Source organism: Vagococcus carniphilus, assembly GCF_014397115.1.
GTDB classification, from domain to species: Bacteria; Bacillota; Bacilli; order Lactobacillales; family Vagococcaceae; genus Vagococcus; species Vagococcus carniphilus.
In genome coordinates, this window is the sequence record NZ_CP060720.1 from 872,849 (window position 1) to 890,353 (window position 17,505).

The following is a 17,505-nucleotide window of genomic DNA, read 5'->3' on the forward strand; positions in this document are numbered from 1 at the left end:
AAAGACATATTAAGTTGAAACAGACTTAAGTCTCTTTGTGTTCCCAGGTCTATTTTTTTATTAAAAGGAGAGTCAAAGATGAGAATCAAAAAGATTTTAAATAATAATGTAGTCATGATTGATGACCAGTTTGGCGAAGAGGCAATTGTTTGGGGAAAAGGATTGGCATTTAACAAAAAAGTTGGAGATTTAGTTGATGTAGCAGTGATTGAGAAAGTTTTTCCTGTGTCAGATTCTGAAATCTTCTTTAAACTTCAAGATGTTATGAAAGATATTCCAATTGATTATTTTGAAATAACTAGCCAGATTTTAGAGATGGTTGAAAAAGAAATTAGTGAGAAATGGAATGAAACGCTGTTAATCTCTTTATCTGACCATATTTTTTCAAGTGTTAGAAGGTATGAAGAAGGGATAACTATTTCGAACCCTTTAACTTGGGATATCAAGCGAATTTATCCTAAGGAATTTAAAATAGGAATGTCCGCATTAGAGATAATCAATGAACGTTTCCGTGTTACTTTGAATGAAGATGAAGCAGCATTTATTGCTACTCATATTGTTAATGCTGTTATCGATGAAAACCAACATGATGTAATTGAATCGGAAGGGTATAAAACAACCATCTTGATTCAGGAGATTTTAAATATTATTCGCTATTTCTTTAAAATTGAAATTTCAGAAGATTCGACGCATTATTTTCGATTTGTTTCTCACTTAAAATTCTTCTCTAAACGATTATTAGCAGGAACAAGTCATTCAGAATCTCCAGATCCAGAACTATTTAAAATGGTTTCTGAAAAATATGGAAATGCATCAAAATGTGTGGATAAGATTAGTGAGTTTATTTTAGAGAAGTATCATTATGAATTAACAATTGAAGAACGGTTATATTTGACTGTTCACATACAAAGAATTGTTTACAGTAATTCTTTGTAATCAGTTGATTAAGATAAATTATTAAAAAAAGAGGTGTTTTGTTTTTTTCGTGGATGGTGACATTAAGTTGGCCAAACCTTCACTCATAAAAATTGATGGAGGTAATTAAAATGAGTAAATATGAACAGTTAGCAAAAGAAATTGTTGAGCATGTAGGTGGGGAAAAAAATATTAATAGTCTCACTCATTGTGTGACACGGTTAAGATTTAAATTAAAAGATGAAAAAAGCGCTGATGAATCCTTTTTAAAACAACTTGATGGTGTGATTACTGTCATGAAATCAGGAGGGCAATTTCAAGTTGTCATTGGGAATCATGTACCAGATGTCTATGCTGAAGTTGTTAAAGTAGCCAATATTTCAACTGAATCGACAGAAAAAGTAGAGTCTGGTGATTCAAAAAAAATAATGGATAAGTTTATCGATATTATTTCTGGTGTATTCCAACCTGTATTAGGGATTATGTCAGCTGCAGGTATGTTAAAAGGGTTCAATATTTTATTTAGTGTCATGGGGCTCTATTCTGACACAAGTGGAGCGTATCAACTATTTAACGCTATGTCAGATGTCCTATTCATGTTTTTACCTGTTTTTCTAGGTTATACGTCAGCTAAAAAATTTGGATTAAAACCTATGATTGGTATGTTACTTGGATTATCGTTATGTTATCCAGCTATTCAATTAAGTGCTTTATCAGAAGCGGGTAAGCCGTTATATACCTTATTTGCTAATTCAGGTGTATTTAGCACACCAATTTATATGGAATTTTTTAATATTCCTATTATAACAATGGATTATACATCTACTGTTTTACCAGTAATTTTTATTGTTTATGTAGCAGCTAAGTGCCAATCATTCTTGGAGAAAAGAATTCCAGATGTTTTAAAATTATTCATGGTCCCTATGTTAACAATTGTTATATCTATGACTCTAGGTTTCTTAGTAATTGGTCCATTAGCTACTTATGCGTCTAATTTAATTGCTGAAGGTGTGATGCTTATTAGAAGCTTCAGTCCGATGTTAGCAGGTGCTTTTATTGGGTTCTTCTGGCAAATATTAGTTATTTTTGGACTGCATTGGGGTATTATTCCACTCTACGTTAATAATATTGCTACACTAGGTTATGACAATGTGATGATGCCATTTTTTGCGACAACTTTTGCTCAAACTGCAGTTGTTTTTGCCATGATGTTAAAAACAAAAGACAAACAATTAAAAGCTCTAACAGCATCATCAGTTATTTCAGGTATTTTTGGTATTACAGAACCGGCTATTTACGGGATTACTTTACCAAGAAAGAAACCATTTATTATTAGTTGTATTGCTTCAGGGATTGCTGGTGCTTACTATGGTTATGCTAATTTAAGAGAGTATATATTTGGTGGTATGGGTATTTTTGAATTTCCTGCCATGATTAACCCAGAAACAAAAGGGATGGGAGATATTTGGGTTGCATTAATTGGTTTGGCTATTGCTATCCCAATTGCTTTTATTTTAACGATGATTTTTTATAAAGATGAAGAAACAGTGGCACCTAAAGTAGAAAAAACAGTAACAAAAGAAACAACTAAATTCGAGTCTTCACCTCAGGCTATTTATAGCCCAATGGAAGGACAAGTTATTCCATTATCGGATATAAAAGATGAAGCATTCTCACAAGGTTTGTTAGGAAAAGGTGTGGGTCTCATTCCAACAAAAGGCAAACTCTATGCGCCATTTACTGGAACAGTTGTTTCGATTTTTCCAACTAAACATGCGATTGGTCTTGTTTCTGAAAGTGGTATTGAAGTCTTGATTCATGTTGGTCTTGATACGGTTCAAATGGAAGGTGAAGGATTTACCACATTTGTAGAGCAAGGAGCGAAAGTAGAAAAAGGACAACATATCTTATCCTTTGATATTGAAAAAATTAAGGCAGCTGGTTTTTCAGTAGAAACACCAATTGTTATTACGAATTCAGATGACTTTATGGATATCATTACTCTTGATCCAAAATCTATTGAAAAAGAAGAATTAATTATTACAACAATTGTTTAGGAGGAATTTAGATGAGTTTACCAACTAATTTTTTATGGGGCGGAGCAACCGCTGCTAATCAAACTGAAGGAGCATTTGATAAAGCATCCAGAGGTAGATCAAATATGGATTTTGTTCCAAGTGGACCTTTAAGAGATGAAATCATTGTTAATGGTGTTGCTGATTTCACTGATCAATCTGGTTTGTATTATCCAAGTAGAAAAGCGATTGATATGTATCATCATTATGAGGAAGATATTGCTTTATTTGCAGAGATGGGTTTTTCTGTGTACCGCCTATCTATCTCTTGGTCGCGAATTTTTCCAAATGGAGACGAAAAAGAACCTAATGAAGAAGGTCTTAAATTTTATCAACAAGTTTTTGAAACATGTCAAAATTACAATATCGAACCTCTTGTAACGATTAGTCATTTTGAGTGTCCAGCACATTTGATTGAACATTATGGTTCATGGGCTAATAAAAAAATGATTGATTTCTATTTGAATTACTGTAATACCTTATTTACTAGGTTCAAAGGATTAGTTAAATATTGGATTACTTTCAATGAAATCAATATGATTTTACATGCACCTTACATGGCAACAGGTATACGAATAGCTGATGAAGAAAACAAGAATCAAGCCATTTATCAAGCCGCTCATCATCAGTTGATTGCAAGTGCTAAAGCAACAAAATTAGCGAAAGAAATTGATTCCAATAATCAAATAGGTTGTATGTTAGCTGCAGGAGATACTTATGGTTATACATGTGCTCCTGAAGATGTATGGGCTGCAAAATTAGCTGATCGCGAAAATTATTTTTTTACAGATGTTCAAGTGAGAGGCTATTACCCAAGTTATTTCAAAAAAAGATTGGAACGTGAAAAAATTGAATTAGATTTTTCAGAAAATGTTCTTGATTTATTATCTAATCATACAGTTGATTTTATTGGTTTTTCTTATTATTCTTCTAGTTTAATCAGTGCTGATCCAGCTATTCAGGAAACAACAGAAGGCAATTTGTTCCCAACCTTAAATAATCCTTATTTGAAATCAAGCGAATGGGGTTGGTTAATCGATCCACTAGGTTTGAGAATCACAATGAATAGCTTATATGATCGTTATCAAAAGCCGTTATTTATTGTTGAAAATGGGTTAGGTGCCAATGATGTTGTAGAACCTGATGGAATGATTAATGATGATTACCGAATCGACTATCTTAGAGAACATATAAAAATGATGATTGCTGCTGTTGATGAAGATGGTGTTGATTTAATGGGATATACCTCTTGGGGGCCAATTGATTTAGTCAGTGCTAGTAGTGGTGAATTGAGTAAAAGATACGGTTTTATTTATGTTGATCAAAACAACGAAGGAACAGGCAGTAATGAACGTAAAAAGAAAAAATCTTTTGAGTGGTATAAACAAGTCATTAAGACAAATGGAGCTGTATTATAAAAGTTATTTGGCCGAGTAGATTAGATAAATACAGTTTGAGAGACTGACTAAATAGGTCAGTCTCTCTTTTTATTAAAAACAAGTGGTTGCTAACTTATTTAATCTTTAGGATAATAGAGTAACTAATGATTAAATAAGAGGAATGAAAAATGAAGAAGAATATTACAATTTCTGATGTTGCCTTAGAGGCAGGTGTTTCAAAAACAACTGTATCTAGATATTTAAATGGTCAATTTGGAAAAATGTCTCAAGAGACAAAAGAAAAGATTGAAGCAGTTATAAAAGAATTAAATTATCGTCCTAACAAGCAAGCTCAATCTCTAAAATCTAAAAGAAGCTATTTAATTGGTGTTGTTGTATCTGATATTTCTAATATGTATTCATCTTTATTATTAAAGGGAATAGGTGAAGTGTTAGGTAAAGCAGGCTATCAAATGATTATTATGGATGCTGCTAATTCAATCGAACAAGAAAAAGAATTGCTTAATAAATTAATTGATCAAAGTGTTGAAGGGATTATTTTACAAGCTTCATCAAGAGATGCTAATCATTATAGTTTCTTAAAAGAAGCAAATATTCCTATTTTACTTGTTGATCGGGAAGTAGAGCCTTTAATTTTCCCGTTGGTTACAACAGATAATGAGGATGCTACAAAAAAAATAGTGCAGGTCATTCTTGATAAGAAGTATGATGAAATTGTTGTGATTAGTGAACCTTTAAAAGATATTATTACGCGAGAAGTAAGATATAATTCTGTTAAAGAGAAAGTTTTAGAAAATAAAAAAGAAGTAAAACTAATAGAAGTTGATAAAAAATTAGATTTAGAACAAGTTTTATTTGAGTTAGTTAACTCTACGAAAAAAATAGCTATTTTTGCTTCCAATGGTCGCATGCTAATGGATATACTAACAATCTTGGTGACAAAAAAGATAGAAATTCCATCAGATATAGGAATTGTTGGTTTTGATGATTGGAATTTATCAGCATTAGTAGGTCCAGGAATTACTAGTGTCGAACAAAAAACGAAATTAATTGGAGAAGAAAGTGGGAAAAAAATACTATCGTATCTAGATGATGAACCGATTGTCATCGAAACTTTTATTGTTCCAGCTGATATTCAATTAAGAAATTCATTATAATTTTTGTTATTTAATAATAAAAAAATAGAAGAAACAAGCTTTTAGGGAAACGGTTTCCTAGAGGCTTTTTTTTTTATTGATTTTTCAGAGTGTTTTTTAAAAAGAAACGGCTTGACAGTTTTAGGAAACCGGTTTACTATCTAATTAAGGAAACCGGTTAACCAAATGATGGAAGGTGTTGTAATGATGAGTAATATAGTATTAAACCTACTAGTGTTTGATGAACAAGTAAAAAAAGGAAACTTACAAAGTAACTTAATCAGAGAGGGAATCAAGTTAGGTTTTAATCAATTTGAAGTAAGAAGAGAGTATTTTTCTAACATAGAAAAAGAGTCAATTGATATCAAAAAACTAGCTAACAATTTTGATTTAGAGTTATTTTATAGTGTTCCAGATGAAGTTTTTAAACAGGGAGAAATAAATACTAATTTACAAACTTATTTAGAAGAAGCCAAAGCTTTTGGTGCAAAACATATTAAGTGGAATATTGGAGACTTTGAAAATTTCAAAGGAGAGTTAACTGAACTGACAGTTTTAACTAATCAAGGCATCAAAGTTAATATTGAAAATGATCAAACTGAGTTATCAGGAAAAATTAAAGCTATTGAAGCATTTATGAAAGCGGTAACTAAAGTGGGGGTTAACATTGGTTATGTTTATGATTTAGGTAATTGGCCGTTTGTAGAAGAAGACGAAACGGAAGCTGCTAAAAAATTAGCTCAATATGTTAAGTATATCCATGTTAAAGATGTTAAAAAACAACAAGATAAACCATTAGTAAAACCCCTTGATCATGGAGATATCGATTGGAGAGCTTGTTTAGCAATTCTGCCAAGTGATGTACCAATCGCTATTGAATACCCAACTCGTTCATCAAAAGAAATACTTACAGCAAAAGAATTATTAGAAGAGGTGTAATCGATTATGGAAAAACAAACTAAAATTGATCCTGAAATATTTGCTTATCATTTTATGAATAGTCTGTCTCACGAACACGTCAGTACTGAAAATATGGAAGCAAAAGCAAAAGAATCTCTTGCGGCTTATCTAACTGCCTATTATATAGCACAAAGATTTAACAATTTAGAAAATACTTTTTTTGAAGAAACATCACATGTAAAAGGATCTACTTATCAAAAAATTTTAAGTGAACTTAATCAATATTAGTTAGGAGAGTTAAAGATGACAAGTGCTATAACAGGAATTTTATTGGTTTTAACTTTTGTTATTTTTATTATTTATGCCATGAAAGGTGGCAATTTAACAGTTGGATTCTTTGTCATGGCTGTTTTGTGGACAGTCATTGGACAAGTTCCTTTCAATCAAGCCATCAAAGAAATATTTACCGAACCAGTTCTTAATTATGGTAAAACAGCGGCTTACATTATTTTTGGTTCGTGGTTTGGACGAGTTTTAGTTGATACGGGAATTGCTGGAAGTATTAGTAGAAAAACGGAAATAGTTGGTAAAAAAAGTCCAGTTTTAGCTACTGTTCTGATTGCACTAGTTATTGCACTTATTTTTACGAGTTCTTATGGTGTTGGTTCTGCAATTGCTGTAGGAGTTATTCTTTTACCAATTATGTTTTCAATAGGAGTTCCTAAAAATATCGCTGTTACTATTTTTACTTTATCAATAGGAGCAGCTATGTATGTTAACAATGTTTTATTTGTCCAATTTCAAGTTTTCTTTCCTAAGGTAGAATGGGGAATTCATTACCAAAGATTTGGTTTTGTTGCTATGGCAATTCAAATGGTCATTGTGGTTTTATTTATTCTATTTAATGCTAAAAAAATAAGAAATGGTAAACCTGTGATTGTTAAGAGTGAACAAAGTGATACCGTTCAAGAAGTTTCTAAGTGGACTTACATCTTACCAGTTTTACCAGTACTGCTAAGTATTTTTGCTAAATGGGATGCCGTTCCTGCGTTACTCTTATCTATTGTCATTGCTTTTTTTGCAACTGGACATATGAAAACGTATACCAAATTTGTAACGAGTATGAATGAAACCGCTAAACATGCGATTAGTGATATTGCGGGCTTATTGATTATGTTATTTGTTTTAACGATGTTTCAAGCAGCCGCTATTCATGCTATGTCAGGATTTACAGACTTCTTCCAAGCTGTTTTACCAAGCAGCAAGTTAGTCCTCATTATCATTGTAGCTATCATTGCACCACTTTCTTATTTTAGAGGTCCGTTAATGCTTTACGGAGCAGGGGCAGCAACAGCGGCTATTTTAGTTGGAACAGGCATGTTTGATCAATACTTTTTATATGGTTTGTTAGTTGTTCCATCTATGATGGGAATCTCAGCTTGTATTACTCAGTCATGGAATTTATGGTCGGTACAATATGCAGAATTAGATACAAAAACTTTCTTATTAACAGGTTTACCTTGGGCTTGGATAGCCACAGTTCTTAATCTGTTTGCAGCATACTTTTTACTATAAAAATAAATGGAGGAAAAAACAATGAGTGAATTTTTAACAATAGGAGAACCAATTGCTTTATTTGGTTCAGAAGAAGTAGATAAAAGTTTAAAAGAAGCAAAACATTTTCAAAAATTTTTAGCAGGTGCAGAAGTTAATGTGGCTGTAGGTGTTTCAAGATATGGACATAGTACACAATATATTACAGCATTAGGAAAAGATCCTTTTGGAGATTTTATCATTGATGAATTAAAAAAGAATCAAATTGGAACAGATTATATTTCAGAAACGACTGATTATTGGACAGCTTTTCAATTAAAAGACCGTGTTAGCCAAGGAGATCCAAGTATCCATTATTTTAGAAAAGGATCAGCAGCAGCTCATTTTGAAAAAAGTGTCTTAGATAAAATTGATTTTTCTGAAACTAAATTTGCTCATCTTTCAGGTATTTTTCCTGCTATTTCAGAAGAAGCCTTAGAAAGTTTTCGTTATTTTGTTGAACTATTAGAGGAACATAAGATAATGACGACTTTTGATCCGAACTTAAGACCTCAACTATGGAAAAGTAAAGAAGTGATGATTGAAACGATTAATGAACTTGCAAGCCATGCCAATGTTATTTTACCAGGTATTAATGAAGGTGAAATTTTAATGGGAAGTCGTGATCCTGAGGAAATAGCTGATTTTTACTTAGCTAATGGGAAGGCAACTCAAGTGGTTATTGTTAAATTAGGAGAAGAGGGAGCATTTGTTAAACATAGAGATGGCGAAAGTTATACTGTTCCAGGCTTTAGCGTTGAACAAGTTGTAGATACAGTTGGCGCAGGAGATGGATTTGCAGCAGGTTTAATCAGTGCTTTAATGGATGGGGAAAGCATGAAAGAGGCTGTTATTAGAGCGAATGCTACAGGTGCTTTAGCGGTCCAAAGTCCTGGAGATAATGATGGTTACCCTACTATAGAAGAGTTGCAAAAATTTTTAGAATCTAGTAAAGAGGTTGTTCGATGAAATTACAAGTTGCAATTGATAGAGTCAGTCTAGAAGAGGCAGTTAATCTTTCTAAAAGATTGGATGGGCAAGTTGATTTGATTGAAATGGGCACATCTCTGGTTAAAGATTATGGTATAGAAGGGATCAAGCAAATAAGAAATGCTTTAAGTGAAAGTGATTTATTAATTGATTTGAAAACTATTGATGAAGGTGCTTATGAATTTAAACAAGGTTTTACGTTTGGTGGGGATGTTTTAACCGTTATGGGAGCATCCTCCATTGAAACCATTAGAGCTTGTTATAAAGTTAGTCGCGAATACCAAAAGACAATGATGATTGATTTACTAGAAGTTAATGAAGAAAAAATAAAAGAGTTAGAAGAGTTTGAGGAAGCTGTTTTTTGTTTACATCATTCAATTGATAAAGTGAATGATTGGCATGTATTGGAGACAATATCAACTTTTCAAAAGTCTTTTCCAAAATTAAAAAGGCTTGCTATTGCAGGTGGAATTGATTTAACTCAAGCAAAAGAATTAAATCAACAAGGGTTAATTGAAATCATTGTTGTTGGTTCTCATATTACGAAATCTAAAAATGCTGTAGAAGAAGCAAGTAAATTTATGGAGGAATTAAAGAATGAACGTAGTAACTAATATAATGAGTGAAATAAATGAAGTGATGAGTTTAATTGATGAAAAAGAATTAGACAATGCTTTACCTTATTTTGATAAAAATAAAAGAATTTTTGTTACTGGAGCTGGAAGAAGTGGCTTTCAAGGAAAAGGATTTGCTATGCGCTTGATGCATATTGGTTACACCGATTATGTCATGGGAGAAACTATTACGCCTTCCATTCAATCTGGTGACACTTGGGTTGCCATTTCAGGTTCAGGAACAACAAAAGGCATTATTGCAGACACTAAAATAGCCAAAGAAAAAGGTTTAAGTATCGTTGTTCTAACAAGTAATCGTCATTCTGAGTTAGCTCAATTAGCTGATAGTGTGATTGTGGTTCCAGGAGCAACTAAAACAGGAGCAGGTATTAAATCTATCCAGTTGTTGTCTTCTTTATTTGATCAAACAGTCCATATCACTCTGGATGCCTTAGCGTTAAAAATTGCGAATCGAGATCATACATCTAACGAAGATGCTTTTAAAGGACATGTTAACGTAGAATAGAGGAATAAAAATGGAACGTGTTAATCGATTGTTAAAAATAAGAAATGCTCAAATTGTTGCTGTTATAAGAGGTAGTAAAAAAAGTGAAGCTCTAGATGTTAGTCGTAAATTGTTGGAGAGTGGAATTAAGGGGATTGAAGTAACTTTAACGACACCCAATGCTTTAGAAATAGTTACTTGTTTAAAACAAGAGTACCAAAATCAAGAATCTATTATTGGTGCAGGAACTGTTTTGGATAAAGAGTCAGCTCTCTTATCCATTCAAGCTGGTGCTGAATTTATTGTGAGTCCTGTATTTGATGAAGAGGTTTGTTCTTTATGCCACTTATATCAGATTCCCTATATACCGGGTTGTATGACTGTAAATGAAATGAAAAATGCTCTAGTAGCTGGAGTGGATATCGTTAAGTTATTTCCAAGTAATCAATTTGAACCAACTATTATTTCTTCTATTCATGCACCACTACCGCAGGTGACTATTATGCCAAGTGGTGGAGTTAATAGTGAGAATTTATTAGATTGGTTTCAAGCAGGTGCAGAAGTAGTTAGTGTAGGTGGAGAACTGACGGATACTAAAAATGATACTACTTTGATGGCTCAACGATATATTGAAAAATTAAAAGAATTAAGTAAATAAGAAAAAAATCTTTAAACTTTGTGAATTTAAATACGTAAAAAGGTTGATTTCACAAAAAAACTGTTGTAAACTTTTATTGTTCAAATAATCACAATAAAGGAGAATAACAATGAAAAACAAAGTGTTAAAAACTGTGACAACTAGTTTAGCAGTCATGTTTCTTTTGGCAGGTTGTGCCGGTGGAAAAGAGACAGCTAAAAAAGATGAAACGAAAAAAACAGAAAGCTCAAGCTCAGAGGTAACAACAGGCGCATCTGAAAAGGGCTACACTGATCCTAAAGAATTAAAGGATGAATATGACATTGTTATTGTTGGTGCTGGTGGAGCAGGAATGGCAGCCGCTATTGAAGCTAAGGATGAAGGAAAAAATCCCGTTATTTTAGAAAAAATGCCAGTTGCAGGTGGTAATACCTTAAAATCATCAAGTGGAATGAATGCTTCAGAAACAAAATTCCAAAAAGATCAAGGAATTAAAGATAGTAATGATAAATTCTATGAAGAAACTTTAAAAGGTGGTCATGGAACAAACGATAAAGAGCTATTACGTTATTATGTGGATAATTCGGCAGATGCGATTGATTGGTTAGATGGTATGGGAATTAAACTAAATAACTTAACGATCACTGGTGGTATGAGCGAAAAAAGAACTCACCGTCCTGAAGATGGTTCAGCAGTAGGTGGTTATTTAGTAGATGGCTTACTAAGAAATGTTCATGAAAAGAAAATTCCTATTTTTGTAAATGCTGATGTAACTGAAATTACTGAAAAAGATAATACTGTAGACGGTGTTAAAGTTAAAATTGACAAAAAAGAAAAAGAAATTAAAAGTAAAGCTGTCGTAGTCACAACAGGTGGTTATGGTGCTAACCCTGAAATGTTAGAAAAAGAAAAACCTGAATTAAAAGGTTATGTGACAACTAACTCAGAAGGCAGTACTGGTGATGGTATCAAGATGATTGAAAAACTTGGTGGACAAACAGTGGATATGGATCAAATTCAAATCCATCCAACTGTTCAACAAGATAAAGGAATCTTAATTGGTGAAGCTGTTCGTGGTGAAGGCGGAATCTTAGTTTCTCAAGAAGGAAAACGTTTTGTAAATGAAATGGATACACGTGATAATGTTTCTGCTGCTGAAAATAAATTAAAAGAAAAATCTTCTTATTTAATTTTTGATGCAGGCGTTAAAGAACGTGTTAAAGCAATTGATTTTTATGAAAAACAAGGTTTTGTTAAAAAATCAGATACGGTTGAAGGTTTAGCGAAAGAAATTGATATGGATGCTAAAACATTAAAAGAAACAGTTGATACTTGGAATAAAGCAGTAGCAGATAAAAAAGATTCAGAATTTAACCGTGAAACTGGTATGGATAACGGATTAGAAAAAGCTGACTTTTATGCGATAAAAATAGCACCAGGTATTCATTACACAATGGGTGGCGTGAAAATCAATGATAAAACAGAAGTGTTAGACAAAGATGGAAAAGCAATCAAAGGTTTATATGCTTCTGGTGAATTAACAGGTGGCTTACATGGTGAAAACCGAATCGGTGGTAACTCAGTGGGAGATATTATTGTGTTTGGTCGTCAATCAGGTAAACAAGCATCAGAATTTATTAAATAATTAAAAAAAGTGAGGTTGACGTTTTGTCAGCCTCATTTTAGTATTTAAAGGAAAAATAGTTGAGAAAGAGGGAGTTAGATGAAAAGAAGTGAGCATCTACTAGTTTGTTTAATGGAAGAATGTGCGGAAGTTCAACAAGCAGTTGCTAAAAGTTTACGTTTTGGACTAGAAGATCACCATCCAGAGCGTCCTGATTTAACAAATGAAGCTGAAATCTTAACTGAATTTTATCAGTTAGTCGCAGTAATGGATTTATTACAAGAAGAAGAAATGATATCCTCTTTATCTGAAGTCGAAGTTGAAAGAATCAAGAAAAGAAAGCTAGAAAAATTAGGTGAGTACATGGATTATTCACGAAATACTTGCCATTTAGTAGAGGATTAATAACCATAAATAAAAATAGTATGTATTTTTCTGAAATTTTGATACACTATGAATACAGTAGTTTTAGTGTATTTATAGGAGGATACCAATGAAACGAATTGATAGGGTGTACCAATACATAAAAGAAGAGACGAAACATTTAGATGTAGATAAATTGGATAACGGCTCAGGAATTACGACAAATCAAGTGGCGGAACATTTTAATATTCAAAGAAGTAATGCTAGCAAGGATTTGAACAGTTTAGTTCGAGAAGGTTTAATTGATAAATTGGATGGAAGACCTGTTCGCTATGTTTGTAAATCAGTTTTTAGGCACAAACCACTATCTAAATATGTGGAGAGTTACCGAGAAACAGAAGCGCCATTACCTAAAAAAACAAAAGAAGAATTTTTCAATTCTGATGATATTTTTAAAAGAGTCGTAGGAGCTTATGGAAGTATGAAAAATGCCACTGAACAAGCAAAAGCGGCTATTTTATATCCTCCAAAAGGATTGAATTCTTTGATTATTGGGCCAACTGGCTCGGGGAAAACTTTTTTTGCTCATACCATGTTTCAGTTTGCTAAAAAAAACCAAGTAATAGCTAAAAATAAAGAAATGATTGTCTTTAACTGTGCGGATTATGCTAGTAATCCAGAGCTTTTGATGAGTCATTTATTTGGTCATGTCAAAGGAGCGTTTACAGGAGCTGATCAAGAAAAAGAAGGATTAATTAGTTTAGCAAATGACAGTTTCCTGTTTTTAGATGAGATACACCGTTTACCACCAGAAGGGCAAGAAATGGTCTTTTATTTTATGGACAATGGAACCTTTGCTAAATTAGGTGAAACACAAAAGAGTCATCACTCAAGTGTTCGAATTATTTGTGCTACAACAGAAGATCCATCTTCTTCATTGTTGAATACTTTTGTCAGACGAATTCCTATAACGATTCAGTTACCTAATTTTAAAGATCGAACAGCAAAAGAAAAAATTGATTTAGTTAAGATCATGATGACGATGGAAGCTAAACGGATTCAACGAAAAATTATTTTAAGTGAAGACGTGGTAAAAGCGTTGATTGGAAGTGTTTCTTATGGAAATGTGGGACAATTAAAATCTAATGTCCAATTGGTCACGGCTCAATCTTTTTTAAACCATATGGAACAAGATGAAATCCAAATTACTCTTGAAGAATTAAATGAGAGTATTAAAGAAGGGTTGATTACCCTTTCTCATGATCGAAAGAGCCTATCTGAGTTAACTCCTTTATTAACACCTCAGTTGGTTATTTCACCTAATGAACCTTTAGATATGTTTGAAGAAGACTCCTATGAACTACCGTATAATTTATACGAAATTATTGGGGATAAAGCGGCTGTTTTAAAAGAAGATGGTTTGTCACAAGACGCGATTAATCATTTTATTTCAACAGATATAAATGTCCATTTAAAATCATTTTACCGAAATCACGGGTTTACATTTGATACAGAAAATAAATTAACAGAAATCATCGATGAACGAATCATTAATACAACCAGAAAAATTTATGAATATGCGAGAGAAGCTTTAGATTACGATTTCCAAACCAATTTTTTATATGCTATGGGACTTCACATTAGTTCGTTTTTAAACCGACTTCAAAATAAATCAGAGCTTTTAACACAAGATAATGAGAATATTAAAAACATGGTTGCCCATTATCCTCAAGAAATGGAAGTTGCTAAAATTTTTAAGCAAATTATCGAAGAAGATTATCAAGTCGAAGTTCCTCTATCAGAGGTTCATTATTTAACAGTTCTATTAGTTTCTTTAAGAGAGAATAAAGAGGATGGACGGATTGGCGTTGTTGTAGCAGCTCATGGTAATACAACAGCTTCCAGTATGGTTCAAGTAGTGACGCAATTATTAAAAGTAGATAATTTAAGAAGTGTTGATATGCCATTAGAGATGAAGCCAAAAGAGGCCTTTGAAAAGATTGTTGAGGAAGTTGTATCGGTAAATGAAGGTAGTGGCGTCATGCTTTTAGTTGATATGGGATCTCTTGTCACCTTTGCAGATGATATAAAATTAGAAACAGGCATTGAAGTTAAAGTCGTAGATATGGTAACGACTTCTATTGTTTTAGAGGCAGCTAGAAAGTCTAGTTTATTAGATACGACATTAGAAGATTTGTATGAATCATTGGCACATTTTCACGGTTATACAATGACTAGTCAAGAGGAAGTACAGGTATCAACAGGTCTTTCGTATAAAGAAGAAGCGATTGTAGCTATTTGTGCCTCTGGTAAAGGAACAGCACAACGAATGAAAGAGTTGATTGATCATTACCTCCTATCGAAACTCAAAACAGATATCGCTGTTTTTCCCATTTCAATTGTTGAATTGAATCAAGAAATTAAAAAAATTCAAGAAAATTATGAAATTATTGCATCCACAGGCATTAAAGATCCTAAACTAAATGTTCCTTTTATTTCAATGGATACACTATTTTCTGAAAAAGGTCCAGATGTGTTGGAAGAAGTGTTAATGAAACGATTTGAAGAGGACGATCAACCGATGGAGTTGACCATGGAAAAGGCGAAAAGTATTTGTTATGACTATGTTAAAGAGAGTTTTACTTTTATTAATCCAGACAAATTGTTACCTTCTATTTGGTTGTTCTCACAAAAAATAGCAGAAGTTGAATTAATTCAGGCTGAACCAGGCTTTTATATCAACTTATGTATGCATACAGCTGGAGCTATTGAAAGAGAGCTTAGACAGGATACATTAACGGTTTCTAAAGATGATTTGGAAGAGATGAAAGATACACTAGTGTATCAACGGATAGTTCCTATATTTGAGGAATTGAATCAAATGTTACAGTTATCTTTTTCTGATAATGAAATCTATTTTATTTATCAAATCATTGAAAACGAAAAATCAAAAAGATAAATATTGTTATATAATACAGTAAAAATACACTTAAGCTAAAAAAACAGTGTATTTTTACTGTATTTTTTTATTAGTGTATCTATAAGTAAAATAGTTTAAAAGCTTACATAACAACTTTCTTAAGGTAAATTTAATAATTATAAAAAGTTGGCACAGTAGTTGCATATATAAAGACGTATGAGAGGAATACTCTGTTTGATACAGTTTGTATCATTTTTTAAAGTTGATGATATAAGGAGGGGTTTTATGGCCATAGATATTCGATTAGCTCGAATTGATGATCGTTTAATTCATGGTCAGGTTGCAACAGCTTGGTCTAAACAAATGGAAATTGATCGTATTTTAGTTATCAGTGATGAAGCTGCTGAAAATCAAATACGAAAACTTTTGCTGAAACAAGCAGCACCTAGTGGTATTCGAGTGAATGTTATTAGTGTTGCCAGAATGCATGAAGTGTATCAAAGTAACATTTTACAATTTGAAAAAGTCGCGTTACTGTTTACTTCACCTCAAGATGTAGAGGTATTGGTTAGACAAGGAATGGAACTTTCTTCTATTAATATTGGAGGAATGAGTTTTTCAAGTGATAAAAAAATGTTAACTAATTTTATTTCTGTTGATGAAAAAGATATTGCTTCTTTCATCTATTTGTCAGAACAAGGGATCGAACTTGAAATTAGAAAAGTTCCTGCAGACCACAAACAGAACTTAGTCGAACTTTTAAAAAAACAGAACTTCTTATAAGAAAATAAAGTGTATGAAGAGTCGTTCATTTACTTTATAGATAAAAAATAAAAAGTAGGAGGTAGAGGAATGGTAGGGATTATCCTAGCAAGTCATGGCGAATTTGCATCAGGTATTTTACAATCAGCATCAATGATTTTTGGCGAACAAGAAAATGTTGCGGCTGTAACGTTAATGCCTTCAGAAGGACCTGAAGATATTAAGAAAAAAATGCAAGACGCAGTTCAAGGCTTTGACAATCAAGATGAAGTGCTGTTCTTAGTAGATTTATGGGGCGGTACACCTTTCAATCAAGCGAATAGTTTGTTTGAAGAACACAAAGAAAATTGGGCAATTGTGGCAGGTATGAATTTACCAATGGTCATTGAAGCTTATGCTTCTCGATTCTCAATGGAAAGTGCGCAAGAAATTGCTACTCACATCTTAGGAACAGCTAAAGAAGGCGTTAAAGTTAAGCCAGAAGAGCTTGAACCTGAAGAAGAAAAAGGAGCAGTTGTTGAGCAATCAGCAAGTGCTGGAAAACCTGGTAAATTATCTTATGTGTTAGCTCGTATTGACACTCGTTTATTACACGGTCAAGTAGCAACTGCTTGGACAAAAACGACTGGTCCAACTCGTATTATTGTTGTTTCTGATGCTGTTGCAAAAGATGAATTACGTAAGAAATTAATTCAACAAGCAGCACCACCAGGAGTGAAAGCTCATGTGGTACCGATTGAACAAATGATTAAAATCTCTAAAGATGATCAACATTTTGGTGGACAAAAAGCGTTATTATTATTTGAAACACCTCAAGACGTTTTAAGAGCAGTTGAAGGTGGCGTACCATTAGAGACAGTTAACGTGGGATCAATGGCTCACTCACCAGGAAAAGTTCAACCAAATAAAGTGTTAGCTTTTGGTCAAGATGATATTGATACATTCAATAAATTAAAAGAAGCTGGCGTTAAATTTGATGTCCGTAAAGTTCCTAGCGATTCAAAAGGAAATATGGAAGAAATTATTAAAAAAGCACAAGAAGAAATTAACAAAAAGTAATTATTAAAAAGA

Annotated in this window: 16 protein-coding genes; all 16 read left to right on the forward strand. The window is 32.7% G+C overall.

All coding sequences use genetic code 11. The annotated features are described in order from the left end of the window. The first annotated feature begins 78 nt into the window (after nucleotides 1-78). The 16 genes from licT (at nucleotide 79) to H9L18_RS04450 (ending at nucleotide 17,493) form a co-directional block, all read left to right on the forward strand. Nucleotides 79-936 (forward strand): BglG family transcription antiterminator LicT, encoded by an 858-nt coding sequence (gene licT / locus H9L18_RS04375; protein WP_126790661.1) that lies wholly within the window; start codon nucleotides 79-81, stop codon nucleotides 934-936. Between the two features lie 110 nt (nucleotides 937-1,046). Then, nucleotides 1,047-2,972, forward strand: coding sequence for a beta-glucoside-specific PTS transporter subunit IIABC (locus H9L18_RS04380; protein WP_126790659.1), 1,926 nt, complete (start codon nucleotides 1,047-1,049; stop codon nucleotides 2,970-2,972). A gap of 11 nt (nucleotides 2,973-2,983) precedes the next feature. Continuing rightward, nucleotides 2,984-4,408: a 6-phospho-beta-glucosidase gene (locus tag H9L18_RS04385; RefSeq protein WP_126790657.1), complete on the forward strand. Its 1,425-nt coding sequence runs from the start codon at nucleotides 2,984-2,986 to the stop codon at nucleotides 4,406-4,408. Between the two features lie 149 nt (nucleotides 4,409-4,557). Further along, nucleotides 4,558-5,547: a LacI family DNA-binding transcriptional regulator gene (locus H9L18_RS04390; RefSeq protein WP_187559358.1), complete on the forward strand. Its 990-nt coding sequence runs from the start codon at nucleotides 4,558-4,560 to the stop codon at nucleotides 5,545-5,547. Between the two features lie 183 nt (nucleotides 5,548-5,730). Then, complete coding sequence (locus H9L18_RS04395) at nucleotides 5,731-6,465, forward strand: sugar phosphate isomerase/epimerase family protein (RefSeq protein WP_126790653.1); 735 nt, start codon at nucleotides 5,731-5,733, stop codon at nucleotides 6,463-6,465. Between the two features lie 3 nt (nucleotides 6,466-6,468). Beyond that, nucleotides 6,469-6,714, forward strand: a complete 246-nt coding sequence (locus tag H9L18_RS04400; RefSeq protein ID WP_126790651.1) for a hypothetical protein — start codon at nucleotides 6,469-6,471, stop codon at nucleotides 6,712-6,714. Between the two features lie 15 nt (nucleotides 6,715-6,729). Next, on the forward strand, nucleotides 6,730-8,001 hold the full coding sequence (locus H9L18_RS04405; RefSeq protein ID WP_126790649.1) for a gluconate:proton symporter: 1,272 nt from the start codon (nucleotides 6,730-6,732) through the stop codon (nucleotides 7,999-8,001). A gap of 21 nt (nucleotides 8,002-8,022) precedes the next feature. After that, nucleotides 8,023-8,988, forward strand: coding sequence for a sugar kinase (locus H9L18_RS04410; protein ID WP_126790647.1), 966 nt, complete (start codon nucleotides 8,023-8,025; stop codon nucleotides 8,986-8,988). Continuing rightward, nucleotides 8,985-9,623 (forward strand): orotidine 5'-phosphate decarboxylase / HUMPS family protein, encoded by a 639-nt coding sequence (locus tag H9L18_RS04415; protein WP_126790645.1) that lies wholly within the window; start codon nucleotides 8,985-8,987, stop codon nucleotides 9,621-9,623. The genes H9L18_RS04410 and H9L18_RS04415 overlap by 4 nt, the downstream gene beginning before the upstream one ends. Beyond that, the gene (gene hxlB, locus H9L18_RS04420; RefSeq protein ID WP_126790643.1) at nucleotides 9,607-10,149 is read left to right on the forward strand and encodes a 6-phospho-3-hexuloisomerase; all 543 of its coding nucleotides are present in this window, start codon (nucleotides 9,607-9,609) and stop codon (nucleotides 10,147-10,149) included. Before H9L18_RS04415 ends, hxlB begins: the two co-directional genes overlap by 17 nt. 10 nt (nucleotides 10,150-10,159) lie before the next feature. Beyond that, nucleotides 10,160-10,786, forward strand: coding sequence for a bifunctional 2-keto-4-hydroxyglutarate aldolase/2-keto-3-deoxy-6-phosphogluconate aldolase (locus tag H9L18_RS04425; RefSeq protein ID WP_126790641.1), 627 nt, complete (start codon nucleotides 10,160-10,162; stop codon nucleotides 10,784-10,786). A 109-nt stretch (nucleotides 10,787-10,895) separates the two neighbouring features. Further along, nucleotides 10,896-12,410, forward strand: coding sequence for a flavocytochrome c (locus H9L18_RS04430; RefSeq protein ID WP_126790639.1), 1,515 nt, complete (start codon nucleotides 10,896-10,898; stop codon nucleotides 12,408-12,410). A 78-nt stretch (nucleotides 12,411-12,488) separates the two neighbouring features. Further along, nucleotides 12,489-12,794: a hypothetical protein gene (locus H9L18_RS04435; RefSeq protein WP_126790637.1), complete on the forward strand. Its 306-nt coding sequence runs from the start codon at nucleotides 12,489-12,491 to the stop codon at nucleotides 12,792-12,794. An 88-nt stretch (nucleotides 12,795-12,882) separates the two neighbouring features. Continuing rightward, nucleotides 12,883-15,711 (forward strand): sigma-54-dependent transcriptional regulator, encoded by a 2,829-nt coding sequence (locus tag H9L18_RS04440; protein ID WP_126790635.1) that lies wholly within the window; start codon nucleotides 12,883-12,885, stop codon nucleotides 15,709-15,711. A 246-nt stretch (nucleotides 15,712-15,957) separates the two neighbouring features. Continuing rightward, the gene (locus tag H9L18_RS04445; RefSeq protein ID WP_126790633.1) at nucleotides 15,958-16,455 is read left to right on the forward strand and encodes a PTS sugar transporter subunit IIB; all 498 of its coding nucleotides are present in this window, start codon (nucleotides 15,958-15,960) and stop codon (nucleotides 16,453-16,455) included. Nucleotides 16,456-16,524: 69 nt separating this feature from the next. Then, nucleotides 16,525-17,493: a mannose/fructose/sorbose PTS transporter subunit IIA gene (locus H9L18_RS04450; RefSeq protein ID WP_126790631.1), complete on the forward strand. Its 969-nt coding sequence runs from the start codon at nucleotides 16,525-16,527 to the stop codon at nucleotides 17,491-17,493. The last annotated feature ends 12 nt before the right edge of the window (nucleotides 17,494-17,505 follow it).

What these genes read in the sequence shown, in the direction of transcription:
- licT (WP_126790661.1), top strand. Translation starts at nt 79, where the DNA reads ATGAGAATCAAAAAGATTTTAAATAATAATGTAGTCATGATTGATGAC.
- H9L18_RS04380 (WP_126790659.1), top strand. Translation starts at nt 1,047, where the DNA reads ATGAGTAAATATGAACAGTTAGCAAAAGAAATTGTTGAGCATGTAGGT.
- H9L18_RS04385 (WP_126790657.1), top strand. Translation starts at nt 2,984, where the DNA reads ATGAGTTTACCAACTAATTTTTTATGGGGCGGAGCAACCGCTGCTAAT.
- H9L18_RS04390 (WP_187559358.1), top strand. Translation starts at nt 4,558, where the DNA reads ATGAAGAAGAATATTACAATTTCTGATGTTGCCTTAGAGGCAGGTGTT.
- H9L18_RS04395 (WP_126790653.1), top strand. Translation starts at nt 5,731, where the DNA reads ATGATGAGTAATATAGTATTAAACCTACTAGTGTTTGATGAACAAGTA.
- H9L18_RS04405 (WP_126790649.1), top strand. Translation starts at nt 6,730, where the DNA reads ATGACAAGTGCTATAACAGGAATTTTATTGGTTTTAACTTTTGTTATT.
- H9L18_RS04410 (WP_126790647.1), top strand. Translation starts at nt 8,023, where the DNA reads ATGAGTGAATTTTTAACAATAGGAGAACCAATTGCTTTATTTGGTTCA.
- H9L18_RS04415 (WP_126790645.1), top strand. Translation starts at nt 8,985, where the DNA reads ATGAAATTACAAGTTGCAATTGATAGAGTCAGTCTAGAAGAGGCAGTT.
- hxlB (WP_126790643.1), top strand. Translation starts at nt 9,607, where the DNA reads ATGAACGTAGTAACTAATATAATGAGTGAAATAAATGAAGTGATGAGT.
- H9L18_RS04425 (WP_126790641.1), top strand. Translation starts at nt 10,160, where the DNA reads ATGGAACGTGTTAATCGATTGTTAAAAATAAGAAATGCTCAAATTGTT.
- H9L18_RS04430 (WP_126790639.1), top strand. Translation starts at nt 10,896, where the DNA reads ATGAAAAACAAAGTGTTAAAAACTGTGACAACTAGTTTAGCAGTCATG.
- H9L18_RS04435 (WP_126790637.1), top strand. Translation starts at nt 12,489, where the DNA reads ATGAAAAGAAGTGAGCATCTACTAGTTTGTTTAATGGAAGAATGTGCG.
- H9L18_RS04440 (WP_126790635.1), top strand. Translation starts at nt 12,883, where the DNA reads ATGAAACGAATTGATAGGGTGTACCAATACATAAAAGAAGAGACGAAA.
- H9L18_RS04445 (WP_126790633.1), top strand. Translation starts at nt 15,958, where the DNA reads ATGGCCATAGATATTCGATTAGCTCGAATTGATGATCGTTTAATTCAT.
- H9L18_RS04450 (WP_126790631.1), top strand. Translation starts at nt 16,525, where the DNA reads ATGGTAGGGATTATCCTAGCAAGTCATGGCGAATTTGCATCAGGTATT.